The sequence below is a fragment of the Streptomyces sp. NPDC054866 genome (genome assembly GCF_053610745.1).
On sequence record NZ_JBSGZA010000002.1, the window covers coordinates 948567 to 974516 of the forward strand.

Below are 25950 nucleotides of genomic sequence, written 5' to 3' on the forward strand. Positions count from 1 at the left end.
TGGGTGTGTCTTTTGTTTTTTAGTGCCTGTTGTGGTGGGTGGTCTTTTGGGCGGGCGGGGGGGGTGTTGTGCGGGTCGGCATGGGTCAGGCATCACCCCGCCCGCGCACGGGAGTCGAGGCTCAGGCCTCGCGCGATCCCGCGTACATCTCGTCGATCAGGTGCTGGTACTCGCGCTCGACGACCGGGCGCTTCAGCTTCAGACTGGGCGTCAGTTCGCCGTGCTCGATGTCGAGATCGCGGGGCAGCAGCTTGAACTTCTTGACGGTCTGCCAGCGCTGGAGGCCTTCGTTGAGCTCCTTCACATAGCCCTCGACGAGCTCGACCGTCGCCGGGGCTGCGACCACGTCGGCGTAGCTCTTGCCGTCGAGGCCGTTGTCCTTGGCCCAGGCCAGGATGGACGGCTCGTCGAGCGCGATCAGGGCGGTGCAGAAGTTCTTGTCGGCGCCGTGCACCAGGATGTTGGAGACGTAGGGGCAGACGGCCTTGAACTGGCCCTCGACCTCGGCGGGCGCGATGTACTTGCCGCCGGAGGTCTTGATCAGGTCCTTCTTGCGGTCGGTGATCCGCAGATAGCCGTCAGCGGACAGCTCGCCGATATCCCCGGTGTGGAACCACCCGTCGGACTCCAGGACCTCGGCCGTCTTGTCGGGGAGGCCGTGGTAGCCCTCCATGATGCCGGGGCCGCGCAGCAGGATCTCGCCGTCGTCCGCGATCCGGACCTCGGTGCCGGGCAGCGGCTTGCCGACGGTGCCGGTGCGGTAGGCCTCGCCGGGGTTGACGAAGGAGGCCGCGGAGGACTCCGTCAGACCGTAGCCCTCCAGGATGTGGATGCCCGCGCCTGCGAAGAAGTAGCCGATCTCGGGCGCGAGGGCGGCCGAACCGGAGACGGCGGCGCGCAGCCGTCCGCCGAAGGCCTCCCGCAGCTTGGAGTAGACGAGCGCGTCGGCGACCTTGTGCTTGGCGCCGAGCCCGAAGGGCACCGAGGCCGAGCCGGTCCTGCGGAAGTTGTCCTGGCTGACCTTCGCGTACTCGCGGGAGACCTCGGCGGCCCACAGGAAGATCTTGTACTTGGCGCCGCCACCGGCCCGTGCCTTGGCCGCGACCCCGTTGTAGACCTTCTCGAAGATGCGCGGCACGGCGGCCATGTACGTCGGCTGGACCACCGGAAGGTTCTCGATGATCTTGTCGACGCGGCCGTCGACCGCGGTGACGTGCCCCAGCTCGATCTGGCCCGAGGTCAGGACCTTGCCGAAGACGTGCGCGAGCGGCAGCCACAGGTACTGCACGTCGTCCGGGCCGAGCAGACCGGTCGCCGCGATGGCCTTCGCCATGTACGACCAGTTGTCCTGCGGCAGGCGCACGCCCTTGGGGCGGCCGGTGGTGCCGGAGGTGTAGATGATCGTGGCGAGCTGGTCCTTGGTGATCGCCGCGATGCGCTCCTTGACCGCCTCCGGGTTCTTCTCCAGATGGGCGGCGCCGCGCGCCTCCAGGTCGGCGAGGGTGAGCACCCAGCCGTCGGGGTCGCCGGCGGCGGGGCCCGCGCCCTCGGCGTCGATCACCACGACGTGCTGGAGCTTCGGCAGCTCGGCGCGCTTCTCGCGCGCCTTGGCGAGCTGCTCGGCGTTCTCGGCGATCAGGACCCGGCTGTCGGAGTCGGCCAGGATGTAAGTGGCCTCCTCGGCGTTGGTCTGCGGATACACCGTGGTGGTGGCCGCGCCCGCGCAGAGGATGCCGAGGTCGGCGATGATCCACTCGACGCGCGTGGACGAGGCGAGCGCCACCCGGTCCTCGGGCGCGAGGCCGAGCTCGATCAGGCCCGCCGCGATGGCGTAGACGCGCTCGGCGGCCTGTCCCCAGCTCAGCGACTTCCACTCGTCGGGGCCCTCGCCCGAGGCCGATGGCACCGGGTAGCGGTAGGCCTCGGCGTCGGGCGTGGCCGCCACGCGCTCCAGGAAGAGATGGGCCACGGACGGCGGACGGTTCTCGATCAAGGTCTGTGTGTCGCTCACGACATCCTCCGGACCCGCGACAATGCGGCGACTGGCTGGCGGCTGCTGGGCTTGTTGAACTTGCGAGGGTCTTGTTTAACTTGCGAGTAACCTACGAGCAGTGATCAGAGTAGAGCGCGGAAGCCTGGCGCGTAAGGGGCTTCTGCCTGTCACTTCATACAAGAACGGGTCCGCCGCGCAAAGCGCGACGGACCCGCTGAGATGCCTGTGTGACGCCCGCGCCGGACGGGGCGGCAGCTGAGGCCGTGACTACTTCTTCGCCTTGCCAGGACCGCTGTCGTCGCTGGAGAGCACCGCGATGAAGGCTTCCTGCGGCACCTCGACGGAGCCGACCATCTTCATACGCTTCTTGCCCTCCTTCTGCTTCTCGAGCAGCTTGCGCTTACGGGAGATGTCACCGCCGTAGCACTTGGCGAGGACGTCCTTGCGGATCGCGCGGATGGTCTCGCGGGCGATGACCCGGGAGCCGATCGCGGCCTGCACGGGCACCTCGAAGGCCTGCCGCGGGATGAGCTCGCGCAGCTTGGCGACGAGCCGCACGCCGTACGCGTACGCCTGGTCCTTGTGCGTGACGGCGGAGAAGGCGTCGACCTTGTCGCCGTGCAGCAGGATGTCGACCTTGACGAGCTGGGCGGACTGCTCGCCCGTGGGCTCGTAGTCCAGGGATGCGTAACCGCGCGTCTTGGACTTCAGCTGGTCGAAGAAGTCGAAGACGATCTCGGCGAGCGGGAGCGTGTAGCGGATCTCCACGCGGTCCTCGGAGAGGTAGTCCATGCCGAGCAGGGTGCCGCGCCGGTTCTGGCACAGCTCCATGATCGAGCCGATGAACTCGCTCGGGGCGAGGATCGTGGCGCGTACGACGGGCTCGTAGACCTCGTCGATCTTGCCCTCGGGAAATTCGCTCGGGTTGGTGACGGTGTGCTCGGTGCCGTCCTCCATGTTCACGCGGTAGACCACGTTCGGAGCGGTGGCGATGAGGTCGAGTCCGAACTCGCGCTCGAGCCGCTCACGGATCACGTCGAGGTGCAGAAGCCCCAGGAAGCCGACGCGGAAGCCGAAGCCGAGCGCGGCCGAGGTCTCCGGCTCGTACACGAGCGCGGCGTCGTTGAGCTGCAGCTTGTCCAGGGCCTCGCGCAGGTCCGGGTACTCCGAGCCGTCCAGCGGATAGAGACCCGAGAAGACCATCGGCTTCGGGTCCTTGTAACCGCCGAGGGCCTCGGTCGCGCCCTTGTGGAGGGAGGTGATCGTGTCACCGACCTTGGACTGACGGACGTCCTTCACGCCGGTGATGATGTAACCCACCTCGCCGACGCCGATGCCGTCGGCCGGCGTCATCTCGGGCGAGGAGACACCGATCTCGAGCAGCTCGTGCGTGGCACCGGTGGACATCATCCGGATCCGCTCACGCTTGTTGAGCTGGCCGTCGACGACTCGTACGTACGTCACGACGCCTCGGTAGGAGTCGTACACCGAGTCGAAGATCATCGCTCGCGCGGGCGCGTCGGCGACGCCGACCGGCGGCGGGACCTCGGCGACGACCTTGTCGAGCAGCGCCTCGACGCCCATGCCGGTCTTCGCGGAGACCTTCAGCACGTCGTCGGGCTCGCAGCCGATGAGGTTGGCGAGCTCCTCGGAGAACTTCTCCGGCTGGGCGGCCGGCAGGTCGATCTTGTTGAGCACCGGGACGATCTTGAGGTCGTTCTCCATCGCCAGGTAGAGGTTGGCGAGAGTCTGAGCCTCGATGCCCTGCGCCGCGTCCACGAGGAGGACCGTGCCCTCACAGGCCGCGAGCGAGCGGGACACCTCGTACGTGAAGTCCACGTGACCCGGGGTGTCGATCATGTTGAGGATATGGGTCTTGCTCTGCTCGGCGCCCGGGCCCTCCGTGGGGGCCCAGGGCAGACGCACCGCCTGGGACTTGATCGTGATGCCGCGCTCACGCTCGATGTCCATCCGGTCGAGGTACTGAGCACGCATCTGGCGCTGCTCGACCACGCCGGTCAGCTGGAGCATCCGGTCGGCGAGCGTGGACTTGCCGTGGTCGATGTGCGCGATGATGCAGAAATTACGGATCAGAGCCGGGTCGGTACGGCTCGGCTCGGGCACATTTTTAGGGGTCGCGGGCACGCAGGGTCCTGTCTCTTGAGGCGCCTGTCGCCTCGGGTCGGATCTATACGTAGGTTCCATGGTCCCATGGGTGAGGCACTGGGCCTGGTGTGGGCCGGTCCGGGTGGGGGGCGGGCCCGGATTGGGCCGCTCGGAGGGCGGCTGGTAATCTGGGCAGCTGTGTCTCCTTGCCCTCTCGGTTCTGAGGCACATGTCAAAGAAACTCATCTGCAGTACCTCTGCAGGACCTGAACCTGAAAAGGCTCTTTCGTGGCGAACATCAAGTCCCAGATCAAGCGGATCAAGACCAACGAGAAGGCGCGTCAGCGCAACAAGGCGGTCAAGTCTTCCCTGAAGACCGCGATCCGCAAGGCTCGCGAGGCCGTTGCCGCTGGTGACACCCAGAAGGCCGTCGAGGCGACGCGCGAGGCTTCGCGCCAGCTCGACAAGGCCGTCTCCAAGGGCGTCATCCACAAGAACCAGGCCGCCAACAAGAAGTCGGCGCTTGCTTCGAAGGTCGCGTCCCTCCAGGGCTGAAACCCTTGCCCCGGCTCGCCGGGGCGCTGATCAATCCTCCCGCGAGGGTAATTCGAGCCCTCTACCTCGAATCGCGGACAGACCACGCAGTACGCCACGCTGCGACGATGCCCCCGGCCCACTCCGGGGGCATTGCTGTGTCCGGGGGCATCGCAAAGGGGCGCGAGCGTAAGTCTTTAAGGGGCGCGGGGAACGGCGCGAGCAACCACAGCGCACCCGCACACGAGCACCGGCGGAAGCTCCCTCAGGGGCGCGGGGAACGGCGCGATCAGCCACGGGCTACCCGCGGATTACGAACCGCGGGTGAACGGCTCAAGGGTGAACGGCTCAAGCTAGCGCCGCGACCTCGCCGCACGGGCAACGGCGACGACAGCCTTCTCCAGGGCGTACTCGGGGTCGTCGCCTCCGCCCTTGACCCCGGCATCGGCCGCCGCGACAGCGGTCAGCGCCACCGCCACCCCGTCGGGAGTCCACCCCCTCATCTGCTGGCGAACCCGGTCCACCTTCCAGGGCGGCATACCCAGCTCCCGGGCAAGATCCGCCGGCCGCCCGCCCCTCGCAGAGGACAGCTTCCCGATGGCCCGCACGGCCTGTGCCAACGCACTGGTGATCAGGACGGGGGCGACCCCGGTCGACAAAGACCACCGCAACGCTTCGAGCGCCTCCGCGGCCCGCCCCTCCACCGCACGGTCGGCCACGGTGAAACTGGAGGCTTCGGCCCGGCCCGTGTAATAGCGGCCGACGACGGCCTCGTCGATCGTGCCCTCGACGTCCGCCACCAGCTGGGACACCGCCGAAGCGAGCTCCCGCAGATCGCTGCCGATCGAGTCGACCAGGGCCTGGCACGCCTCGGGCGTGGCCGAACGGCCCAGGCCACGGAACTCGCTCCGTACAAACGAGAGCCGGTCCGAGGCCTTGGTCATCTTGGGGCAGGCGACCTCACGGGCCCCCGCCTTGCGGGCCGCGTCCAGCAGACCCTTGCCCTTGGCGCCGCCCGCGTGCAGCAGGACGAGGGTGATCTCCTCGGCCGGCGACGCGAGATACGCCTTCACGTCCTTGATCGTGTCGGCCGACAGATCCTGCGCGTTGCGTACGACCACGACCTTGCGCTCGGCGAAGAGCGAGGGACTGGTCAGCTCGGCGAGCGTGCCGGGCTGCAACTGGTCGGAGGTGAGGTCGCGCACGTCCGTGTCCGCGTCGGAGGCGCGGGCGGCGGCGACCACCTGCTGCACGGCGCGGTCGAGGAGGAGGTCCTCCTGGCCCACGGCGAGCGTGAGGGGAGCGAGCGGGTCGGCGGTATCTGTCTTCCTGGCCATCGCGGTCAAGCATCCCACGCGGCACTGACAGCCCACCCCGTACGGCCGGTTTCCGGGCGGCTCCCCCCGTACCGGAGAATGGCCGGGTGACCGACGTACGACATGTCCTGGTGCTGCCCGACCGCGACGCCGCGGAGGAAGTGGCCGAAGAACTCCCCGACCGTTTCGGCGTGCGCGAGCAGCCCCAACTCGTCCGTGACGCCCTGGCCGGCGAGGACGACGCCGAGGACGCCCAGTGGCTGGTCGTGGTCGAAGACCCCGAGCGGCGCCTGGACCGTGCGGCGCTGGACGAACTGGCGGCCGAGCACGAGGGCTGGCTCGAAGCTCCCTAGGCCCCTCCCGCCGCCGGGGGTCCGGCGTCAGCTCTTGGGCAGGACCTGGATGTCGAGGTCGATCGAGATGCTGGGTCCGATCGCCGCGATGCCCCGGGCGAGCATCGTCTGCCAGTTGATCGTGAAGTCGTCGCGATGCAGCTCGGTGGAGGCGCGGCAGGCCACACGGGTCTCGCCCTCAAGGCCGCGGCCCACCCCGAGGTACTCCGTCTCCAGCGTCACCGTGCGCGTCACCCCGTGCAGCGTCAGACCGCCCGTGATCGCCCAGCGGCTACCGCCCTTGTGCACGAAGCGGTCGCTGTAGAACTCCATCGTCGGGAAACGCTCCACGTCGAGGAAGTCCCCGGACCGCAGGTGGTCGTCGCGCATCTTCACCGCGGTGTCGATGGAGGCGGCGTCGATCACGACGTGCATCGCGGAGTCCTCCATCCGCTCCCCCAGCCGTATCGCGCCCGCGAAGCTGTTGAACCGCCCGTGAATACGGGCAAGTCCGATGTGCCGCGCGGTGAAGGCGACCGAGGAGTGCAGGGGGTCGATCTCCCAGTCACCGGGCTCGGGCAGCGCCGGGGGCGTGGCTATCTGGAGCATGACGTCACCGAGCGAGGCGTGCGCGCTCTCCCCGACCGTGGCGTTCGCCCGGTACGGAGTGAACCCTTCCGCCGAGACCGCCAAGCGGTAGTCACCGGCCGGAACGGTCGCGACGAACGAACCGAACGGATCAAGTCCCCCACCGACGACCTTGCGCCCCATGGCATCGCTGACCGCGAACTCCGCGTGCCGCACGGGCTCATTGACGGGGTCGAGCACCCGGCAGCTGAGTACTCCCGCACTGGGCGGAACCGCCACGGCGGAAAGGGGTCCTCCGACCCGCCCGGCTCGTACTGCCCGACCCACTCGTCCTGTCCGTCCTGTCGGCCCTGCCTGCCCGGCTCGTCCCGCCGGTCCTATCTGTCCGGCTTGTCCTGCCTGTCCGGCTCGGTTCGTCCGGCCGGCTCGGTTCGTACGGTTTCCCAGCCAACGGCCGAACATATGCGACACACCCCCGCGCACCTTGACAACTCCTGTCACGAAGAGGCATTCGATCACCGTTGCGGCATTCGATGCAACACGAACCCTCTTCACTGGAATCCTGCGTTAGCACTTGAACTGTCGCGAGTAGCCGAATTGGTCACCCCGAGTGGCGTTTTGGCGGTGGCCACCTCCAAAGTCGGCGCCGCTCCGTCGGACGGCTCGGCCGCTGAACCGCCGGTCGGCCCGATGACCGCGATCGCGCCGTTCGTATCCGTCCGCAGCACCTCCGCTCCCCCGGCCCTCAACGCCGCGACCGTGCGGGGTGCCGGGTGTCCGTATGAGTTTTCCCGTCCACAAGAGATGAGGGCGAGGCGTGGCGCGGCCCGCCGCAGGAGCCCGGGGTCCTGATAGGCCGAGCCGTGGTGGGCGACCTTGAGCACGTCCACGGGTGGCAGCGCCGCCACCGCGGAGGTGCGCGCCAAGGCTCGCTGGGCGGGCGGTTCGAGATCACCGAGCAGGAGCAGGGTCACCCCCTTGGCCCGGACGAGGAGGGTCACGCTGGCGTCGTTCGGACCATCGGGAGTCGGCGCCGGGCCCGGACCGTCCGCCGTGGGCCAGAGCACCCGCCAGTCGAGGGCGCCGCCACCCGCACGCCGCCGCTCCCCCGCCACGGCTTGGCTCACCGGGACCCCGTGGGCGGCCGCCTGCCCCCGTACGAACCGCGCCTGCTCGGAAGGCTCTTGATACCCCGTCGTCTGGATCGCCCCGACCGAACGCCCCCGCAGCACGCCCGGCAGGCCCGCCACATGATCGGCGTGGAAATGCGTCAACAGCACCAGGGGCACACGGGTCACGCCGAGCGAACGCAGACAGCGGTCCACGAGCACCGGGTCGGGCCCCGCGTCGACGACCACCCCCGCCCCGTCACCGGCGGCGAGCACGGTCGCGTCCCCCTGGCCCACGTCACACATCGCGAACCGCCAGCCCGGCGGCGGCCAGCCCGCGATCACCCGGGTGAGGGGCGGAGGTTGGACGATCGCCAGGAGGAGCAGCAGGGCGCAGGCCACGCTGAGCCAGGGGTGCCTGACGAGCCTGCGGCCGACCAGCACCACGCCGACCGTGGCGAGGGCGAGCAGCAGACCGCCTTGCCAACCGCCGGGCCAGTCGACCCCGCTGCCGGGCAGAGCCGCGCCCGTGCGGGCGATGTCCGCGATCCACCCGGTTGGCCAACTCGCGCACCACGCCAAAGCCTTGGCGACCGGCATCGCCAACGGCGCCGTCGCCAGCGTGGCGAAGCCGAGGACCGTGGCAGGTGCGACGGCCACCTCAGCGAGGAGGTTGCAGGGCACCGCCACCAGGCTCACCCGTGCCGCCATGACGGCGACGACCGGCGCGCACACCGCCTGCGCGGCAGCCGCGGCGGCCAACGCCTCGGCCAGGCGCGGAGGAACCCGGCGTCTTTGCAGGGCCGCACTCCACCTCGGGGCGAGGGTGAGCAGGGCTCCGGTGGCGAGGACGGAAAGCAGAAAGCCGGGGCTACGGGCCAGCCACGGGTCGTACAGGACCAGCAGCAGTACGGCGGCGGCCAGGGCCGGGATCAGCGACCGGCGCCGCCCGGTGCCGATGGCCAGCAGGGCGATCAGCCCGCAGGCCGCGGCCCGCAGCACGCTCGGGTCCGGTCGGCAGACGATGACGAAGCCGAGGGTGAGGGCGCCGCCGATCAATGCCGTCGCCCGCAGCGAGATCCCCAACCGTGGGGCGATTCCGCGACGTTCAGCACGCTGGGCGAGGCCGGGCGGGCCGATGAGCAGGGCGAGGACGATCGTGAGGTTGGCTCCGCTCACCGCCAGGAGGTGCGTCAGGTCGGTCGCCTTGAAGGCCTCTTCCAAATCGGGCGGCACGCGCGAGGTGTCCCCGACCACCAGCCCCGGCAACAGCGCCCGGGCGTCGGGCGGCAAGCCGTCCGTGGCCTCGCGCAACCCGCCCCGCAACCGTCCCGCCAGGCGCTGCGGCCCTGACGGCGCCTCGATCACCTGCGGCGCCGGCTCTCCGGACACCCGAAGCACCGCCGCGACGCGGTCGCCCCGCGGCAGGGGTGGCGCGAGGCGTGCCTGGACACGAAGCCTGGTGGAGGGCAGGAGCGAGAGCCAGCGGGCCCTGGGCCAGGGACCGGCGGAATCCCCCTCATCCTCATCCCCGCCGGCGCTCCCGGCGAAGACCAGGACTGGGGTGCGGGTCACGGAGGTATTGCCCTCCGTCGACGTGACCCGGACGATCTCCGCGTCCACCATGACGGAGGGCGGCAGGGCGTGGGCCCCCGTCACACGGGGCCGGGTCAACCGGGGGTCGGATGTGACCTCCAACTCGACTTCCGCTTCGGCATATTGCCTCGCCAGGCCAGGGACCGGGCCCCGGTGCAGGTCTGCCCCATGCAGTGCCGCGGAGGTAGCGCCCGCCGCGGCGCAGAGGAGGACGGCCGCCACCGAGACCCGCCGCCAGGGCTGCCGTCGCCTTGATCCGTCGGCCGGCTCTTGCGCACCACTCTGCCGTCCTTCACCCTCCGGCCGCCCCCGCACCGTCCAGGCCACCAACAGGGCGCTCGCCACCGCTACGCAGACCACCACGGCTGCGATCACCCACCGAGGCGGAGCATCCAGCGCCACGGCTGCGGCCCCCCACGCCGCGAGGGCGGGCGGCACGAGGCGCAGATCCAGGGGGCTCTCAAGGCGAGGGTGGGAGTCCCCCGGCCGGTGCCCGGGCGGGGCGTGAACGGTGGGGTGGTCCGGCGCTGCTGGGGTCCCCGGCGCTGCTCGGGTCCCCGGCGCGGCGGCCGCCCGGCTCACCGCCCTCATGGCCGCACGAGATTCTGCAGGTCGGCATAGCGTTTGTCGCCGATTCCATTGACCTCGCGCAGTTCGTCCACCGAGCGGAAACCGCCGTGTTCCGTGCGGTAGTCGATGATGTGCTGGGCCAGCACGGGGCCGACGCCCGGCAGTTCGTCGAGCTGCTCGGCGGTGGCTGTGTTGAGGCCGACCGGGGCGGCTGGGGTCGCTCCCATCGACCCCGCGGCCGCCCCCGCGCCAGGTCCGGCGGGAGCTGCCGGTGCTGCTGGCGCTGCCGTCGCCGGAGCACCCACCACCACCTGTTCGCCGTCGATGAGCAGACGGGCACGGTTCAGGCCGTCCGTGTCCGTGCCGGGGCGGACTCCACCGGCGGCCTTCAGGGCGTCGGCGACTCTGGAACCCGCGGGCATCCGCAGGATCCCGGGGCTGCGGACCTTGCCACTGACGTCCACGACGATCCCACCGGCCGCCGGCCGATCCCCGCCCTCTGGAGCAGGCGCGGCTCCCGGCGACGGAGACGGCTCCGCGCTCCGATCGGGCGCCGCGCCGACCACATCCGGCGCCCGCACCGGATGTGTCCGCCCTGCCCAGAAGTGCTGGGTGGCGAAGACCGCCGCGAGGGCGAGGACCACCAGGAGCGCGACCAGACTCCGCCGCTCAAGGCCGCAGCGCAGTTGCAGCCACAACGGCAACCGCTCCCGCACAACAAGCCCCACCCGCCCCCGCAAGGGCGCCCCCACTCCCCCACCAGCCACAGACTGCGGCTGCGGCTGCGGCTGCGGCTGCGGCTGCGGCTGCGGCTGCGGGGGAGCATGAGGCCCCGCCACTGACTCCCGCAACCGCATCCCCTGCACCCGAGCCTGCGGCACGGCAACCCCGTCCGGCAGCGACACCGACCGAGCCTGCGGCTGCCGTACGGCCTGCGGAACCGTCACAGCCTCCGGCTGCCGCGACCCTGACCAAGACGGCCGCATACCCTGCGGCGTCCTCTCAACCTCCGGCCGCGCCCCCGACCCCGGCTCCCGCCCTGCCTGCGGTGCCGACTCAGCCTGCCTTCGCCCCACGCTGTCCGGCACTGGCTGACGCCCTCGCACACCCTGCCGCTCCGACTGCGGCACCGTCACTACCTCCGCCTGCGGCTGCCGCACGCCCTGCGGCACCGTCTCAACCTCCGGCCGCACCCCCGACCCAGGCTCCCGCCCTGCCTGCGGTGCCGGCCCCGAGCTTCGCGTAACACGTGGCCGGGGCAGCGGCTCCGGCTCCGGCTCCGGCTGCTGCCCTGCGGCCTCCAGCTCCGGCTGACGCCACCGCAGGGCCTGCCTCTGCGCCTGCGGCAGCGCCTGCTCCCCCGGTCCCCGCCTCGGCTCCGGCTCCGGCTCGGGCCCAGCCTGCGACCGCCGCACAGCCTCAGATCGCTCCCGCTCCCGCGGCCCCTGCTCCCGGACCGGCCCAAGCCCCAGTCCCGGCCGCGGCCCCGGCCCCGCCCCCGGCAGTACATCCGGCGGCGCGCCCGACCTCAATCCCCCTCCATCACCGGCCCCTTCAGGCCCAGCGGTGAAGAGTGACTCCGCGCGCCGCCGCAACGCCTGCGCCTCCGCCGAGGCATGTCTGCGCCGGGTCGCCCTCCTGCGGGCGTGGCGGTATCGCGCCCGGCCGTCAGAAGTGGGGCCATCAGTGGCCCGGTCATCAGCAGCGCGACCGTCGGACGCGGGGGCTCGCCCCGGTCCGCTCGTCGCGGCAAGTTTCCGTGAAAGTGATCGAAGTGCCATGCCAACGACGCTAGGCACCGCGGCACAATTAAGTTGATCTTGGTCAATTCCCGTGGATTACCCGGAAGTTGTGGATAACTCCGTCACCCACATCCGCACCCAAGGCCACGCCCGCACCCGCACCCAAACCGCCTAACACCCCTCACCAGGGCGAAACCACAGCCCCCAACAACCCCGGCCCCGTATGCGCCCCGATCACCGCGCCAACCTCGCTCACATGCAGCTCCGCGAGGCCCGGTACCCGGTCCCTGAGGCGGTCCGCGAGGGTGGATGCCCGTTCCGGGGCCGCCAGGTGATGCACCGCGATGTCGACGCGATTCGACCCGGCCCGCTCGACCACGATCTCCTCGAGCCGGGCGATCGCCTTGGACGCCGTCCGCACCTTCTCCAGCATCTCGATGCGCCCGCCGTCCAGCTGAAGCAGCGGCTTCACGGCCAGCGCCGAGCCCAACAGGGCCTGTGCGGCGCCGATCCGGCCGCCGCGGCGCAGATAGTCCAGTGTGTCGACGTAGAAGTACGCGGACGTGTTCGCGGCCCGTTTCTCCGCCGCCGTCACCGCCTCGTCCACCGAGCCGCCCGACTCCGCGGCCTCCGCCGCCGCGAGCGCGCAGAAGCCGAGGGCCATCGCGACCATCCCGGTGTCCACCACCCGCACCGGCACCGGCGCGTCCTTCGCGGCGAGGACCGCCGCGTCGTACGTGCCAGAGAACTCGGCGGACAGATGCAGCGAGACGATGGCCGTCGCGCCCGACTCGGCGACCTTGCGATACGTCTCCGCGAAGACTTCCGGGCTCGGCCGCGATGTGGTCACGGAACGCCGTTTCTGCAGCGCCAGGGCCAGGGAGCGGGCGGAGATCTCGGTGCCCTCTTCGAGCGCCTGGTCGCCGAGGACCACGGTCAGAGGTACCGACGTGATGCCGTGCCGCTCCATCGTCCGCTGCGGCAGATAGGCCGTTGAATCCGTGACGATCGCGACATGACGGGACATGCGGTGGAGATTACCTGCCTGGACCCGACGACGGCAGCCCGACCCCTCGCGGGCCAGTCTGCCAGCCGCGCTCCCGGCCGTGCCAGGTCGCCCAAGGAGTCGCCCACGGAGTCGCCCCCGCGGTCACGTCGTGCTCTCGGGCCTGGTCTGCTTCTCCCAGGGGTAGACAGGCCGCGGCGTCGGCGGCGTGATGGCCGGCCGCGCCGACTCCTCCCCCGGTGATGAGGACGGCTTCGCCTGTTCCGCCTGCTCCGACGGCTCCGTCCACGTCTGCTCGGCCCCCTTGCCCGCGTCCGCCGCCTGCTCCGGCTCGGGCCACGCGGCAGGCGTCTGCGTGGGCGATGGCTCCTTCGTCCAGTGCCGCAGCGCGCCCGTCTCCAGGTCGATCTGCGAGCTCAGCGAGGCCAGGTCGTCGTCGGCGAACCGGTGGGACCGGTCGCGCACCGCCCACCGCAGCGAGTCCGCCGACTTGGTGATCTGCTCCGTACGCTCCCGCAGCGCCGGGAGCCGCGTGGCCAGGGACGTCTTGTCGGGGTCGCGCTCCAGGCGCCGGAGTTCGTCGTCCAGCTCGTGCCCATGCGTGCTGAGCCGCTCGAAGAGCCCCAGGGACTCCTTCAGCGAGGCGTCTTCGACCACGCCCGCCTGCAAGGCGTCCTGCGTGGCCCGCATGGACGTACGCAACTTGAGCCGCAGCTGGGCCACTTCGCCGGCCGCGCCCACCTGCGCGAAGCTCCTGGCGCGCAGCGTCGTGTCCTCCACCGAACGGCGCGCCTGCGAGATCGTGCGGTCCACGCCACGCTTGGCGGCGCCGACCGCCTTCACCGTCATGTACGCACCAAAGACCACGAACAGCAATACGAGCAGCGCCACGATCACGCCCACGGCTTCCATGACGCTCCCCTCAGGTCCTGCGGCGGGTTCCGCACCGACTCTTCAACGGTAAACGCAAAGGGCAGGCGGAGGGTTCCAACGGAACCCCCAACCTGCCCGTAGGGGACTACCCTCATGCCCCCTCGCGTGCTCCGCGTGCCTCGCGCCCGGCGCTACGCCGGAACGATGTTCACCAGCTTCGGCGCCCGCACGATGACCTTGCGGATCCCGGCGCCGTCCAGCGCGGCCAGCACCCTCTCGTCGCCCAGGGCCACCTTCTCCAGCTCCTCGTCCGAGATCGACGGGGAGACCTCCAGGCGCGCCTTGACCTTGCCCTTGATCTGCACGACGCAGGTCACGGTCTCGTCCACGACGTACGCCGGATCGGCGACGGGGAAGTCCTGGTGGACGACCGAGTCGGTGTGGCCCAGCTTGCGCCACAGCTCCTCGCCGACGTGCGGGGCCAGCGGAGCGATCAGCAGCACCAGGCGCTCGGCGACCGAGCGCGGCAGCGTGCCGCCCTCCTTGGTCAGGTAGTTGTTCAGCTCGGTGATCTTGGCGATGGCGGTGTTGAACCGCATGCCGTCCAGGTCCTGGCGCACGCCGTCGATCGCCTTGTGCAGGGCGCGCAGCGTGCCCTCGGCGATGTCGGACTCCGCGACGTCGGCGACCGTGACCTCACCGGTCGACTCGTCGACGATCAGCCGCCACATGCGCTGCAGCAGGCGGTACTGGCCGACCACCGCGCGCGTGTCCCACGGGCGCGAGACGTCCAGCGGGCCCATCGCCATCTCGTACAGGCGCAGGGTGTCCGCGCCGTACTCCTCGCAGATCTCGTCCGGAGTGACGGCGTTCTTCAGGGACTTGCCCATCTTGCCCAGCTCGCGCTTGACCGGCTCGCCCTCGAAGAAGTACTTGCCGTCGCGCTCCTCGACCTCGGTCGCCTGGACCGGGAAACCACGGCTGTCGCGGTACACGTAGGCCTGGATCATGCCCTGGTTGAACAGCTTGTGGAACGGCTCGGCGGACGAGATGTGCCCCAGGTCGAACAGCATCTTCGACCAGAAGCGGGCGTACAGCAGGTGCAGCACCGCGTGCTCGGCACCGCCCACGTACAGGTCGACGCCACCGGTCGGCTGCCCCTCGCGCGGGCCCATCCAGTACTGCTCGACGGCCGGGTCGACCAGCTTCTGGTCGTTGTGCGGGTCCAGGTAGCGCAGCTCGTACCAGCACGAACCGGCCCAGTTGGGCATGGTGTTGGTCTCGCGGCGGTACTTCTTGGGCCCGTCGCCCAGGTCCAGGGTGACGTTGACCCAGTCCTCGTTGCGGGACAGCGGCGTCTCCGGAGAGGTGTCCGCGTCGTCCGGGTCGAAGGTGCGCGGGGAGTAGTCGTCGACCTCCGGCAGCTCCAGGGGCAGCATCGACTCGGGCAGCGAGTGGGCGATGCCGTCCTCGTCGTAGACGATCGGGAAGGGCTCGCCCCAGTAGCGCTGGCGGCTGAACAGCCAGTCGCGCAGGCGGAAGTTGACGGTGCCCTCGCCGATGCCGCGCGTGGCCAGCCAGCCGGTGATCCGTGCCTTGGCGCCCGCGACGTCCAGGCCGTCCAGCGAGATCTCCTCGTTCGAGGAGTTGACCAGCTTCGCCTCGTAGGAGGAGAAGGCGTCGTCCCACGTCGCCGTGTCGGTGCCGCGGCCGTCCGAGGGCTCGACGACGCAGTGCATCGGCAGGTGGAAGGCGCGGGCGAAGGCGAAGTCGCGGCTGTCGTGCGCCGGGACGGCCATGATCGCGCCGGTGCCGTAGCCCATCAGTACGTAGTCGGCGATGAAGACCGGGACCTGCTCGCCGCTGACCGGGTTGGTGGCGTAGACGCCGGTGAAGACGCCGGTCTTCTCCTTGGCGTCGGCCTGGCGCTCCACGTCGGACTTGGACGCGGCGAACGCGCGGTACTTGGCGACGGCCTCGGCCGGGGTGGCGTGCCCGCCGGTCCACGTCTCGTGGGTGCCCTCGGGCCAGGCGTCGGGGACGACCTTGTCGACCAGCTCGTGCTCGGGCGCCAGGACCATGTAGGTGGCGCCGAACAGCGTGTCCTGGCGGGTGGTGAAGACGGTGATCGCGTCGCCGTCCTCGGAGCCGACAGGGAAGTCGACGCGGGCGCCTTCGGAGCGGCCGATCCAGTTGCGCTGCTGCAGCTTGATGGCCTCGGGCCAGTCCAGACCGTCCAGGTCGTCCAGCAGGCGGTCCGCGTACGCCGTGATGCGCATGTTCCACTGGCGCAGCTTGGCCTTGAAGACGGGGAAGTTGCCGCGCTCGGACCGGCCGTCGGCGGTGACCTCCTCGTTCGCCAGGACGGTGCCCAGGCCGGGGCACCAGTTGACGGGCGCGTCGGACGCGTACGCCAGGCGGAACTCGCCCAGCACCTCGGCGCGCTCCACGGCGTTCAGCTCGCTCCACGCGCGCGTGGTGCCCGGTACGGCACGCTCACCGCTGTCGAACTGTGCGACCAGGTCGGCGATCGGACGCGCCTTCTTCGCCTCCTCGTCGTACCAGGAGTTGAAGATCTGTACGAAGATCCACTGGGTCCACTTGTAGTAGTCCGGGTCGATCGTCGCGAAGGAGCGGCGCTTGTCGTGGCCCAGGCCCAGACCGCGCAGCTGCGTCTTCATGTTCTCGATGTTGGCCTCGGTCGAGATCCGGGGGTGCGTGCCCGTCTGCACGGCGTACTGCTCGGCGGGCAGGCCGAAGGCGTCGAAGCCCAGGGTGTGCAGGACGTTGTGGCCCGTCATGCGCTGGAAGCGCGCGTAGACGTCCGTGGCGATGTAGCCCAGCGGGTGGCCGACGTGCAGGCCCGCTCCGGAGGGGTACGGGAACATGTCCATGATGAACTTCTTGGGCTTGGCGACCAGCGCGGCCTGCGCGGCCGACCCCTCGCCGGACGGCGCCAGGTCACCGCTCGGGTTCGGCGCCTCGTACGTGCCCTCGGCGTCCCAGAAGTCCTGCCAGCGTGCCTCGATGTCGGCGGCCAGGGCGGCCGTGTAGCGGTGCGGTGCGGCCACCTCGGAGGCGGCAGCAGAATTCGTCTCGCTCATGATCCTCAAAGCTCCATCGATCGTCTCTGCCTGCGGAAATGACCGTCCTGGCCAAATGAAAAAGCCCCTCACACAGGAGGGGACGCCGCGCCGATGCCGACCGCGATTTTCCGGCGGTCGGGACTGATCAGCGCGGCCCGCTAAGCAGAAGGCGTACGGCACGCATGGCGTCAGGGTACCGCAGCGCTCGCGCCGCCCGCGACGAGGTTCCCCCGGGCCACTCCGCGCCGCCCGGAGGCCCACGGGAGGCCCGGCGCTCCACCTTTGGCCAAGGGTTACTCCGCGTACCGACCGCTATCGGGGCAACACCAAGATCGCATCGCGTTTAGATAACAACGCAATAACTCAAACCTCGTACTCACTGGTATGCGGCGACTTAGCATGCGGCGATCGAGCCATTTCGGAGTCGCCCCAATGAACCCTCTGAATCCTCATCGCAAGAGCCGCGCAAGCCGCACCGACCGCAAGAACCGTTCGTTCGCAGCATTCCCCGAACCGAGCAGAGCCACGCGTGGAGTCCTGACCACCGCCGCACTGCTGCTCATACCCCTGCTCGTGGTCATCGGGAGCGACGCCTTCCGCGCCGCACTCGACTTCACCACCGGCGTCCTGTCCCTGGTCTCCCTGACCTCCGCCGTCGTCTGGGGCCTGGTCGCCACGGACCGGCTCTTCCTGCACTCCCGTCAGCGACTGCTCGCCCAGGCCGTGCACCGGGCCACCGCCGTCGCCTCCATCGGTTTCCTCCTGCTCCACGTCACCATCAAGCTCGCGCTCGACCACGTCTCTCCGGTCGGCGCCCTCATCCCCTTCGGGCTCGGCTTCTCCGGCAGCGACGGGCTCATCGGCCTCGGCTCGCTCGCCGGGCTCCTCATGGTGGTCACAGGCGTCACCGGGGCCCTGCGCAGCGCCTTCGCATCGCCGGCCCAGGTCGCCTCGCGCTGGCGCGCGCTGCACATGCTCGCCTACCCGGCCTGGTGTTCGGCGCTGATCCACGGCCTGTACGCGGGACGCCCGCCCAGCGCGTGGGTGACCGCCCTGTACTGCCTCTGCCTGGTCGCCGTCGCGGGCGCGGTCGCGTTGCGCGCCGCCCCGCTGCCGATCAAGCGGAAGGTGGCCGCCCGGATCCTGGCCCTCCTCGAACCGGAGGGCAGGGCCCGCAACAGAGAGCCCGTCCGCAGGGACACCACCGAGTCCCCGCTCCCCGGCACGGCCGCCGCTCCCGGCCGTGCCCCCGAACCCGGGCCCGACCCCACCCCGGTGGTCGGCATCGCTGCGGCCTACCGCGTCCTCGCCTCCAGCAACCAGCCCACGGAGGTCCTGCCGCTCACCGACCCCCCGCCGCCCCGCTGGCCGTCCCCGTCCCCGCCTCCCCCGGCCGAGGCCCCTCACATCCCGTACGACACCGCGTACGACTACGGCACCACGTACGACCCGCCGTACGGCGCGGCCCCCAACCCCCCGTACGAGGCCCCGTACCAAGCCCCGTACGACAGCGGCCCCGCCACTGAACCGCTGCCCCACACCTTCCAGGCGCCGAGTTCGGGCGAGCCCTGGAACGCCGCCACCGGAGGCCCTAAGTGAACGCGTCGCTGCCCGACGTCCCCGAAGTCCGAGTCGTCGGGCTTCCGCTCCTGACCTCGGGCTTCGATCTGGTCGAGCGCCTCGATCTGGCGATGCACCTGAAGGTGCACGGCCCGCTCGAACCCATGGCCGGTGAGTCCCTCGCCACCCTCTCCGAGGCCATCTCGCTGCGTGGCAGGGGCGGCGCGGGCTTCCCCTTCGCCAAGAAGCTGCGCTCGGTCGCCGACGCGGCGATACGTCGCGGCGTGCGCCCCGTGGTCGTCATCAACGGCAGCGAGGACGAACCCGCCTGCCGCAAGGACACCGTCCTGATCAACCGCGCCCCGCACCTCATCCTCGACGGCGCTCTCCTTGCCGCCGAGGCCCTGGGCGCCCGCACGCTCGTCGTGGGCGTGACCCGGGATTCCACCGAGTCCTCGATGCTCGCGGCGCTCGCCGAGCGCGGCCTGACCAACCGGCGCGGATCGAGCATCCGCGCGCGCGTGCAGCGCAATCCGGTGCGCATGGTGACCGGCGAATCGTCGGCGTTGGTGCGCTCGGCGGACGGCGGCCCGCCCATGCCGCCGGGGCGCAAGGTGCGCACCTCCGACTCCGGAGTGGGCGGCGCGCCCACGCTGCTGTCCAACGCGGAGACCTTCGCCCAACTCGCGGTCGCCGCCCGGATCGGCCCCGACCGCTACTGCCGCACCGGCCTGCGGGACGAGCCGGGCACGGTGCTGCTCACCGTCTCCGGAGCCGTCGCCAGACCCATGGTGGTCGAGGTCCCCACGGGAGTGCCCCTGCGGTACGTCCTCCAACTGGCCGGCGCCCCGCCGCTCCCCCAGGGCGTCCTGACGGGCGGCTATCACGGCAAGTGGCTCGACGCGGTCACCGCTCATGACGCGGTCGTCTCACGTGCCTCCCTGGAGGCCTGCGGCGGCGCGCTCGGCGCGGGCGCCATCCTGCCGATCGGCCCGGGCACCTGCCCGCTCGGGGAGGCGCTGCACGTGGCGAACTGGCTCGCCTCCGAGAGCGCAGGGCAGTGCGGCCCCTGCTATCTGGGCCTTCCCGCCGCGGCCCGCGGCCTCGCGGACGTCCTGGACGGCGGCGGCCCCACCGCCCTGGAGGCGCTGCGCGAGGTGACGCGGGCCGTGAAGCGACGCGGCGCCTGCAAGCACCCCGACGGCACGGCCGCCTTCATCGACTCCACGATCTCGGCGTTCACGGACGACCTCGCCGCGCACGTCCTGGGCGGCGGCTGCGGCCGCCCCGTGGAGGGCGTCCTGCCGCTCCAGGCGGAAACCCCGCAGGGCGAGGCCCCCAGTGGCCGCAGGCTGGCCGTCGACTGGACGCTCTGCCAGGGCCACGGGCTGTGCGCGGACATCGTCCCCGAGCTGATCCAGCTGGGCCCCGACGGCTTCCCGGGCGTAGCGGAAGCGTCCGTACCGCGGTACTCCGAAGCGCGTGCCGAGCGTGCCGTACGCCGCTGCCCCGCGCTCGCCCTGCGCATCGAGGAGGACCCGTCCGTGCCCTCGCCGCGCACGGCACTGCCGCTCGCACTGCCGCCGGGCAGAGGCCGTGGCCGCAGGGCGCTCGGCAGCGGACGTCAGTGAACCGACGAGACACAAGAAAGCGGGCCACCCGATCCGGGTGGCCCGCTCTCATCTGCTGTGGAGCTAAGGAGAATTGAACTCCTGACCTCCTGCATGCCATGCAGGCGCTCTACCAACTGAGCTATAGCCCCTTGCCTGTCCGCCCGGTTTCCCCGGCGGCTCCGCCAACATTACACGGTCCTCCCCGTGCTCCACCAAATCGTTTCCGGTCTGTACGGATACGGCCGGTACTGTCAGCCTTCGTGACCGTGATCGCGCTTGTCGGCGCCCGCCACCGCGTGCCCCTCGCCGCCGGGGTCTGCCTGCTCTCCTTCACGGCCTTCTGGTTCGCGCAGCGCGCCGCGGACGTCTCGATGATCGACTTGATGGTCTACCGCGCCGAGGGCGAGACCGTGCGCGCGGGCGGCGACCTCTACGCGCTGCGCACCACCGAGGCCCATCTGCCCACCACCTACCCGCCGTTCGCCGCCCTGCTGTTCACGCCGCTGACGCTCCTGGACACGGCGGACATGCGCACGCTGGCGACGCTGGGGAACCTGCTCCTCCTGGTGACCTTCGCGCACCTCGCTCTCCGTCTCGTCGGACCCGTCCCGCACATCGGGCACGCGCGCGTGGAGAGCGTCCCGCGCATGGAGGCCGCCCTGTGGGTGTCCGCGCTCGCGGTCTGGGCCGAGCCGGTGTGGACGACCCTGCGGTACGGCCAGATCAATCTGCTGCTCGCCGTCCTGGTCCTGTGGGATCTGTCCCGGCGCCCCGGCCACCGCTGGGCGGGCCTCGGCATCGGCATCGCGGCCGCGGTCAAGCTCACTCCCGCGCTCTTCGCGGTGTTCCTGCTGATCACCGGTGGCGCCGAGGCCGTGCGGCGCGGGCGGTGGCGCGTACCCGTACGCCGCGCGTGCGTGGCAGCCGTCTCGTTCGCCGGCGCGACGCTGCTCGCGGCCGCCGCCCTGCCGTACGACTCCCGGCGCTTCTGGACCCGGATGGTCTTCGAGGCGGGCCGGGTCGGGCTTCCCGAGGACACCGCGAACCAGTCACTGCGCGGGGTCCTCGCACGGCTCCTGCACACCACGGAGCCCGGTATCTGGTGGGCGGTGGCCGCGGCGGCGGCCGGCGTGCTCGGGCTCGCGGTCGCGGTGCGCGAGGCGCTGCGCGGGGAGCGCGCGAGGGCGGCGGTGAGCTGCGCGGCGACGGCGCTCCTTGTCAGCCCGGTGTCGTGGTCGCACCACTGGGTGTGGTGCGTGCCGATGGCCCTGCTCGTGTGGACGGAGGCGGTGCGCCGGGGCGGCCGGGCCCGGTGGGCGGCCACCGGCGCAGTGGTTCTCGTCTTCTGTTCGTACGCCCTGTGGTGGGTTCCGCACGGCGTGGGGCGGCTTGAACTCGGCCAGAATTATGGCGAGATGACGTTGTCCGCCCTCTACGTAGGGACCGCTTTCGCGTTCCTGCTGCAAGGAGCCGGACGCCGGACCCGCCTGTGGATCAAGCGAGATCAAGCCGTGGCGAAGGAGTAGAAGCGCTTGAGTGTGCAGTGTTCGTCGAGCAGCCGGCCATAGATCGGCTCCCCTTCGAGTTCGCGGTACGTCTCGATGGGGTCGCCCTTTATGATCAGCGCCCGCGCGCACTCCTCGCACCAGTACTGGTAGTCCGGGTTGACGGGTTCCATGTCGCGGACGATCGGCGTACCACTGCCGCACCAGTCGCACTTCCGCCTGTGTGCACCCATCAATCAGCTCCAGCTGCGGCCGCAGGCCGTGCACACGTACGAGACACCGCCGTTGTCACCGAGAACTTGGGCGACATGGGACGAACCGCAGGACGGACAGGTGAGGAGGGCGATCGCTGCGAAGGGAGAGGCAGCGCGTCGCGGCGCGGCCACTGCGACGGGGCCCTCGGCCCCATCGAGGATGCTCGAAGGCATCGCTCTCCCTCCCGTCGGGTCACATTCGGTGGTCTGGTGCGGTCCCCTTCCGGCTGTCCGATTCTGCCACGGCCTGAGCGACCCGGTCAGCGACGCCGTCGTACCAGTCCGGACACGGCGCCCAGTGCGGCCACCCCCGCCAAGGCGTACGCGCACACCAAAAGCGCGTCCGCGGATGAATACGCCCCCGGAGCCCCTTGTGACTCAAGCCGGTTGAGGAAAAGTGCGCCGTAACACGCGACGCCGATCAGCTGGCCGAGCTGCGCGACCGTCGAGAGGAGTCCGCTGGCGTCCGCGGCGTCCTCGGGCCGCACCGTGGAGAGTGCCCGGGTCAGCGTAGGGCTGAACCCGAGGGAGAGACCAGCGCCGATGCCCACGAAGGCGGCATACAGCCACGGTCCGCCCTCCCCGCCGTCCCGAAGCAGCAGCCCCACGGCGACCGCCGAGACCGCGGTGAGCGTGAACCCGCCGGGAATCAGTGTCCGTTGGAGCACCGCCGGCCAGTGGCGCCACGTCAGGCCGACCACGCCGAAGACCACCGCGGTCGGCGCGAACGTCAGACCCGCCCGCAGCGCGCTGTAGCCGAGCCCGCCCTGGACGTGCAGCGTGAGCACGAACAGGAAGCCCGCGTTGACCCCCATCACCGCGGCGATCCGGAAGACCGCGAGGCCCATGCCGGGGATGCGCAGGACCCTCGGCGCGATCAGCGGCGCACCGCCGCCGCGGGCGAGCCGGGACTCGTACGCGCCAAAGAGGGCGAAGAGCACCGCCGAGCAGCCCATCGAGAGCCAGGACCACAGGGGCCAGCCCTCCTGCTGCCCGAGCACCAGCGGCACGGTGAGCAGCGAGACGACGGCACCGAGCAGCACGAGCCCCGGCAGATCGAGCCCACGCGCGCGTGGCCCCTGCCCCGGCACCTGAGCGACGTCGCGCGGCAGCACACGCCCCGCCATGATCAGCAGGGCCACGCCGACCGGCACGTTCACCAGGAACACCGGCCGCCATCCCGTGCCGAACAGATCGGCGCTGACCAGAACCCCGCCGAGCACCTGCCCCGCGGCGGCCCCGACGGCGAGCACGGCCGAGTACGCGCCGAGCGCCTTCGTCCGCGCCTCGCCGGTGAAGTTGCGCTGGATCAGACTGAGCACCTGCGGGATGAGCAGCGCAGAACCCGCGCCCTGCAACAGCCGGAAGGCGATCAACTCGCCCGTGCCCTGGCTGAGTCCACAGGCGAGCGAGGCCACGGTGAAGACCACGAGGCCCAAGAGATAGACGCGACGGTGCCCGAGGCGGTCACCGAGCCGCGCGCCGGTGATCAGGAGCACGGCGTACGTGATGGTGTATCCGGCGATCACCATCTGCAACCCGGCGCCGGACGCGCCCAGTTCGGTGCGGATGGTGGGTGCCGCGACGTTGACGATGAAGACGTCGAGCAGCGCCATGAACTGCGCGGCGATGAGGACCGCGAGCAGCCGCCCGGGGCGATTGTCAGTGCCGGGGGCTTTACTGAATGCAGGGTCCGACGCGCCGGACGGGGTGGTGGACGGGGTGGTCGTTGTCATGGCACCGAGCGTGGCGGCGAGTTGGTACGGGTAACGAGAGCCCACTGATGCTGGTACTGGCAGCACCTGGCAAGGCCCGGGGCGAGGGCCGACGATGGGGGATGTGACGACGATGGGGACGACTCAGCGACGCAGGCCGGAGCTCGCCGCCTTCCTGCGCGGCCGCAGGGCCAGGGTGACACCGGCCGACGTGGGCATGCCGCCGGGCCTGCGCCGCCGCACGCCCGGCCTGCGCCGCGAGGAGGTGGCCCAGCTCTCCGGAGTCGGCGTCACCTGGTACACGTGGCTGGAGCAGGGCCGCCCGATCAACGCCTCGGCGCAGGTCCTGGACGCCGTGGCGCGCACGCTCCGCCTCGACAAGCCGGAGCGCGAGCATCTGTACCACCTGGCCGAGGTTCCGTTCGAGCCGGACCGCAAGGCCGCGTCCCCCGCGGCGGTCGGCCCGGAGATCCAGGGCATCATCGACGCCCTCGACCCCCACCCGGCAGTGGTCTACAACGAGCGGTACGACATCCTCGCCACCAACCCCGCCTACCGGGACCTGTTCTTCGTCCCGCAGCTCGAGGCCTTCGGGGCGCCGAACGTGCTGTGGACGCTGTTCATCGCGCCCGACCCCGTCTGTCCGCTGGTCTTCCGCGACGAGGAGCTGCCGGTGATGGTGGCGACGCTGCGCAGTTCGTACGGACGGCATGTGGGCGAGCCCGCCTGGGAGGAGTTCATACGCCGCCTGTCCGCCGCCAGCGCGCACTTCGCCGAGCTGTGGGAGAGCGGCGACGTGGCGCCGCCGGGGCCGCGTGTGAAGACGTTCCGGCACGAGGCGGTCGGAGAGCTGCGGATGACGTCGGTCTCGCTGTCCATCAACGGCATGCCGGAGTGCAGGATCGTCGCGTACACCCCGGACGACGAGGAGAGCCGCGCGCGGGCGGCCGAGCTGCGCGCGCTCAGGCCCCCGGAAGCAGAGGGATCTCCGGAAACGGAAGGATCCCGCCCTCTGATGAGGACGGGATCCGGATTGTGGAGCTAAGGAGAATTGAACTCCTGACCTCCTGCATGCCATGCAGGCGCTCTACCAACTGAGCTATAGCCCCTTGCGTTCCTCCCGCTCGGCGGGCGAACAAGAAGAACTTTAGCCTGCGACGAGCCGGAATGTGAAATCCGGGTGACGGGCCCTCCCGGGCCCTGTGACCAGCGGCTCTCGCATCCGGCCGGTCCAGGGCTAATCGTCGTCGCCGAGCACCGGCTCCGGCAGCGTGCCAGCGTTGTGCTCGAGGAGGCGCCAGCCCCGCGCGCCCTGGCCGAGCACGGACCAGCAGCAGTTGGAGAGCCCGCCGAGGCCCTCCCAGTGGTGGGACTCCAGGCCGAGGAGGCGGCCGATGGTGGTGCGGATCGTGCCGCCGTGGCTGACCACCACGAGCGTGCCGTCCTCCGGCAGCTTCTCCGCATGGCGCAGCACGATCGGCGCGGCACGGTCGGCGACCTCGGTCTCGAGCTCGCCACCACCGCGGCGCACCGCTTCGCCGCGCTTCCACGCGGCGTACTGGTCGCCGAAGCGCGCGATGATCTCGTCGTGCGTCAGGCCCTGCCACTCACCGGCGTACGTCTCCTGGAGACCCTGCTCGTGCGTGACGGGGAGGCCGGTGAGGGCGGCGAGTTCGTTCGCGGTGGCCGCCGCCCGCTTCAGGTCGGACGCCACGATGGCGTCCGGCTTCAGCGAGGCGAGCAGCCGGGCGGCGCGCCTGGCCTGACCGACACCCGTGTCGGTCAGCTCGATGTCCGTGGAGCCCTGGAAGCGGCGCTCCAGGTTCCAGGACGTCTGGCCATGCCGCCACAGGATGATCCGGCAGCCGCGGTTGGTCACCGAAGCTCACCGTCCAGGTCGGCTGCCTCCTCCGCGGCGCGCTGCTCGGCGTGCTCGGCGGCCTTGCCGCGAGTGGCGACGGCGTCCGAGGGGAGCTCGATCTCGGGGCAGTCCTTCCACAAGCGCTCGAGGGCGTAGAAAACACGCTCCTCGCTGTGCTGGACGTGCACCACGATGTCCACGTAGTCCAGGAGGACCCAGCGGGCTTCGCGGTCGCCCTCGCGGCGCACCGGCTTGACGCCGAGCTCCTTGCTGAGCCGCTCCTCGATCTCGTCGACGATCGACTTGACCTGACGGTCGTTGGGCGCGGAGGCGAGCAGGAAGGCGTCCGTGATCGACAGCACGTCGCTGACGTCGTACGCGATGATGTCGTGCGCGAGCTTGTCGGCGGCCGACTGTGCGGCGACCTTGATGAGCTCGATGGAGCGGTCCGTGGCGGTCACTAGTGAGCTTTCCTTCAGGTGGTCAAGACATACCAAGGGTCTCACGGACCGCCGACAGCACTCCCGGCAATAACTCGATCACCCTGTCTGCTGCGTCACCCCGGCCAGGAAAGCCCCGGCCAGGAAGGCC

20 protein-coding genes and 2 tRNA genes are annotated in these 25950 nt (G+C 70.7%); 6 read left to right on the plus strand and 16 right to left on the minus strand.

What is annotated here, in order from left to right; genetic code table 11:
• Positions 1 to 121: 121 nt before the first annotated feature.
• Together ACWGI2_RS13020 and lepA are read right to left on the minus strand one after the other, a co-directional pair.
• The gene (locus tag ACWGI2_RS13020; RefSeq protein WP_453695289.1) at positions 122 to 2011 is read right to left on the minus strand and encodes an AMP-dependent synthetase/ligase; all 1890 of its coding nucleotides are present in this window, start codon (positions 2009 to 2011) and stop codon (positions 122 to 124) included.
• Between the two features lie 249 nt (positions 2012 to 2260).
• On the minus strand, positions 2261 to 4138 hold the full coding sequence (gene lepA, locus ACWGI2_RS13025; RefSeq protein ID WP_453695290.1) for a translation elongation factor 4: 1878 nt from the start codon (positions 4136 to 4138) through the stop codon (positions 2261 to 2263).
• Positions 4139 to 4387: 249 nt separating this feature from the next.
• Here lepA and rpsT point away from each other — a divergent pair, with 249 nt between their 5' ends.
• A complete protein-coding gene (rpsT, locus tag ACWGI2_RS13030) occupies positions 4388 to 4654 on the plus strand; it encodes a 30S ribosomal protein S20 (protein ID WP_363273384.1) in 267 nt (88 codons plus the stop codon).
• Positions 4655 to 4986: 332 nt separating this feature from the next.
• Here the strand turns inward: rpsT and holA are convergent, their stop codons facing one another.
• On the minus strand, positions 4987 to 5970 hold the full coding sequence (gene holA / locus ACWGI2_RS13035; RefSeq protein ID WP_453395504.1) for a DNA polymerase III subunit delta: 984 nt from the start codon (positions 5968 to 5970) through the stop codon (positions 4987 to 4989).
• Positions 5971 to 6056: 86 nt separating this feature from the next.
• On the opposite strand from holA, the gene ACWGI2_RS13040 reads away from it, so the two are divergent.
• On the plus strand, positions 6057 to 6302 hold the full coding sequence (locus tag ACWGI2_RS13040) for a hypothetical protein (protein WP_361828166.1): 246 nt from the start codon (positions 6057 to 6059) through the stop codon (positions 6300 to 6302).
• Between the two features lie 27 nt (positions 6303 to 6329).
• On the opposite strand, the gene ACWGI2_RS13045 is transcribed toward ACWGI2_RS13040, so the two are convergent.
• From ACWGI2_RS13045 to leuS, 6 genes are all read right to left on the minus strand, one after another.
• Positions 6330 to 7331 carry a YceI family protein gene (locus ACWGI2_RS13045; RefSeq protein ID WP_453395906.1) on the minus strand — a complete coding sequence of 334 codons (1002 nt, stop codon included), beginning with the start codon at positions 7329 to 7331 and terminating at the stop codon, positions 6330 to 6332.
• A gap of 89 nt (positions 7332 to 7420) precedes the next feature.
• On the minus strand, positions 7421 to 10165 hold the full coding sequence (locus ACWGI2_RS13050; protein ID WP_453695292.1) for a ComEC/Rec2 family competence protein: 2745 nt from the start codon (positions 10163 to 10165) through the stop codon (positions 7421 to 7423).
• Entirely contained in the window at positions 10162 to 11001 is an 840-nt protein-coding gene (locus tag ACWGI2_RS13055; protein ID WP_453695746.1) for a helix-hairpin-helix domain-containing protein, read from the minus strand. Before ACWGI2_RS13055 ends, ACWGI2_RS13050 begins: the two co-directional genes overlap by 4 nt.
• Positions 11002 to 12067: 1066 nt before the next feature.
• Positions 12068 to 12913 (minus strand): DegV family protein, encoded by an 846-nt coding sequence (locus tag ACWGI2_RS13060; protein ID WP_453695294.1) that lies wholly within the window; start codon positions 12911 to 12913, stop codon positions 12068 to 12070.
• 123 nt (positions 12914 to 13036) lie between these two features.
• Positions 13037 to 13804 (minus strand): hypothetical protein, encoded by a 768-nt coding sequence (locus ACWGI2_RS13065; RefSeq protein WP_453695295.1) that lies wholly within the window; start codon positions 13802 to 13804, stop codon positions 13037 to 13039.
• Between the two features lie 152 nt (positions 13805 to 13956).
• Positions 13957 to 16869 carry a leucine--tRNA ligase gene (leuS, locus tag ACWGI2_RS13070; protein ID WP_453695296.1) on the minus strand — a complete coding sequence of 971 codons (2913 nt, stop codon included), beginning with the start codon at positions 16867 to 16869 and terminating at the stop codon, positions 13957 to 13959.
• Between the two features lie 414 nt (positions 16870 to 17283).
• Here leuS and ACWGI2_RS13075 point away from each other — a divergent pair, with 414 nt between their 5' ends.
• Both ACWGI2_RS13075 and ACWGI2_RS13080 read left to right on the plus strand, forming a co-directional pair.
• Positions 17284 to 18450 (plus strand): hypothetical protein, encoded by a 1167-nt coding sequence (locus ACWGI2_RS13075; protein ID WP_453395510.1) that lies wholly within the window; start codon positions 17284 to 17286, stop codon positions 18448 to 18450.
• Positions 18447 to 20042 carry an NADH-ubiquinone oxidoreductase-F iron-sulfur binding region domain-containing protein gene (locus ACWGI2_RS13080; protein WP_453695297.1) on the plus strand — a complete coding sequence of 532 codons (1596 nt, stop codon included), beginning with the start codon at positions 18447 to 18449 and terminating at the stop codon, positions 20040 to 20042. Before ACWGI2_RS13075 ends, ACWGI2_RS13080 begins: the two co-directional genes overlap by 4 nt.
• A gap of 58 nt (positions 20043 to 20100) precedes the next feature.
• On the opposite strand, the gene ACWGI2_RS13085 is transcribed toward ACWGI2_RS13080, so the two are convergent.
• Positions 20101 to 20173: transfer RNA gene (locus tag ACWGI2_RS13085), tRNA-Ala, on the minus strand.
• A gap of 111 nt (positions 20174 to 20284) precedes the next feature.
• On the opposite strand from ACWGI2_RS13085, the gene ACWGI2_RS13090 reads away from it, so the two are divergent.
• Entirely contained in the window at positions 20285 to 21550 is a 1266-nt protein-coding gene (locus ACWGI2_RS13090) for a glycosyltransferase 87 family protein (protein ID WP_453695298.1), read from the plus strand.
• Here ACWGI2_RS13090 and ACWGI2_RS13095 read toward each other — a convergent pair.
• From ACWGI2_RS13095 to ACWGI2_RS13105, 3 genes are all read right to left on the minus strand, one after another.
• A complete protein-coding gene (locus ACWGI2_RS13095; RefSeq protein WP_016643127.1) occupies positions 21529 to 21762 on the minus strand; it encodes a hypothetical protein in 234 nt (77 codons plus the stop codon). The genes ACWGI2_RS13090 and ACWGI2_RS13095 overlap by 22 nt on opposite strands.
• Positions 21763 to 21765: 3 nt before the next feature.
• Entirely contained in the window at positions 21766 to 21957 is a 192-nt protein-coding gene (locus ACWGI2_RS13100) for a hypothetical protein (protein ID WP_453395513.1), read from the minus strand.
• Positions 21958 to 22043: 86 nt separating this feature from the next.
• The gene (locus tag ACWGI2_RS13105) at positions 22044 to 23519 is read right to left on the minus strand and encodes an MFS transporter (RefSeq protein WP_453695299.1); all 1476 of its coding nucleotides are present in this window, start codon (positions 23517 to 23519) and stop codon (positions 22044 to 22046) included.
• Positions 23520 to 23631: 112 nt separating this feature from the next.
• Between ACWGI2_RS13105 and ACWGI2_RS13110 the strand changes: the two genes are divergently transcribed.
• On the plus strand, positions 23632 to 24543 hold the full coding sequence (locus ACWGI2_RS13110; protein ID WP_453695301.1) for a helix-turn-helix transcriptional regulator: 912 nt from the start codon (positions 23632 to 23634) through the stop codon (positions 24541 to 24543).
• Here the strand turns inward: ACWGI2_RS13110 and ACWGI2_RS13115 are convergent.
• The 3 genes from ACWGI2_RS13115 to rsfS form a co-directional block, all read right to left on the minus strand.
• Positions 24535 to 24607: transfer RNA gene (locus ACWGI2_RS13115), tRNA-Ala, on the minus strand. The two genes, ACWGI2_RS13110 and ACWGI2_RS13115, sit on opposite strands and share 9 nt — an antisense overlap.
• A 128-nt stretch (positions 24608 to 24735) precedes the next feature.
• Positions 24736 to 25377 carry a histidine phosphatase family protein gene (locus ACWGI2_RS13120; protein WP_453395516.1) on the minus strand — a complete coding sequence of 214 codons (642 nt, stop codon included), beginning with the start codon at positions 25375 to 25377 and terminating at the stop codon, positions 24736 to 24738.
• The gene (gene rsfS, locus ACWGI2_RS13125; RefSeq protein ID WP_453695302.1) at positions 25374 to 25820 is read right to left on the minus strand and encodes a ribosome silencing factor; all 447 of its coding nucleotides are present in this window, start codon (positions 25818 to 25820) and stop codon (positions 25374 to 25376) included. Before rsfS ends, ACWGI2_RS13120 begins: the two co-directional genes overlap by 4 nt.
• Positions 25821 to 25950 lie beyond the last annotated feature (130 nt).

Excerpts from the sequence above, each read along its gene's own strand:
- ACWGI2_RS13075 (WP_453395510.1), top strand. The coding sequence starts at position 17,284 with ATGAACCCTCTGAATCCTCATCGCAAGAGCCGCGCAAGCCGCACCGAC.
- leuS (WP_453695296.1), bottom strand. The coding sequence starts at position 16,869 with ATGAGCGAGACGAATTCTGCTGCCGCCTCCGAGGTGGCCGCACCGCAC.
- ACWGI2_RS13055 (WP_453695746.1), bottom strand. The coding sequence starts at position 11,001 with ATGCGGTTGCGGGAGTCAGTGGCGGGGCCTCATGCTCCCCCGCAGCCG.
- ACWGI2_RS13105 (WP_453695299.1), bottom strand. The coding sequence starts at position 23,519 with ATGACAACGACCACCCCGTCCACCACCCCGTCCGGCGCGTCGGACCCT.
- ACWGI2_RS13100 (WP_453395513.1), bottom strand. The coding sequence starts at position 21,957 with ATGCCTTCGAGCATCCTCGATGGGGCCGAGGGCCCCGTCGCAGTGGCC.
- ACWGI2_RS13095 (WP_016643127.1), bottom strand. The coding sequence starts at position 21,762 with ATGGGTGCACACAGGCGGAAGTGCGACTGGTGCGGCAGTGGTACGCCG.
- ACWGI2_RS13050 (WP_453695292.1), bottom strand. The coding sequence starts at position 10,165 with ATGAGGGCGGTGAGCCGGGCGGCCGCCGCGCCGGGGACCCGAGCAGCG.
- ACWGI2_RS13060 (WP_453695294.1), bottom strand. The coding sequence starts at position 12,913 with ATGTCCCGTCATGTCGCGATCGTCACGGATTCAACGGCCTATCTGCCG.
- ACWGI2_RS13045 (WP_453395906.1), bottom strand. The coding sequence starts at position 7,331 with ATGTTCGGCCGTTGGCTGGGAAACCGTACGAACCGAGCCGGCCGGACG.
- ACWGI2_RS13110 (WP_453695301.1), top strand. The coding sequence starts at position 23,632 with ATGGGGACGACTCAGCGACGCAGGCCGGAGCTCGCCGCCTTCCTGCGC.
- ACWGI2_RS13065 (WP_453695295.1), bottom strand. The coding sequence starts at position 13,804 with ATGGAAGCCGTGGGCGTGATCGTGGCGCTGCTCGTATTGCTGTTCGTG.
- holA (WP_453395504.1), bottom strand. The coding sequence starts at position 5,970 with ATGGCCAGGAAGACAGATACCGCCGACCCGCTCGCTCCCCTCACGCTC.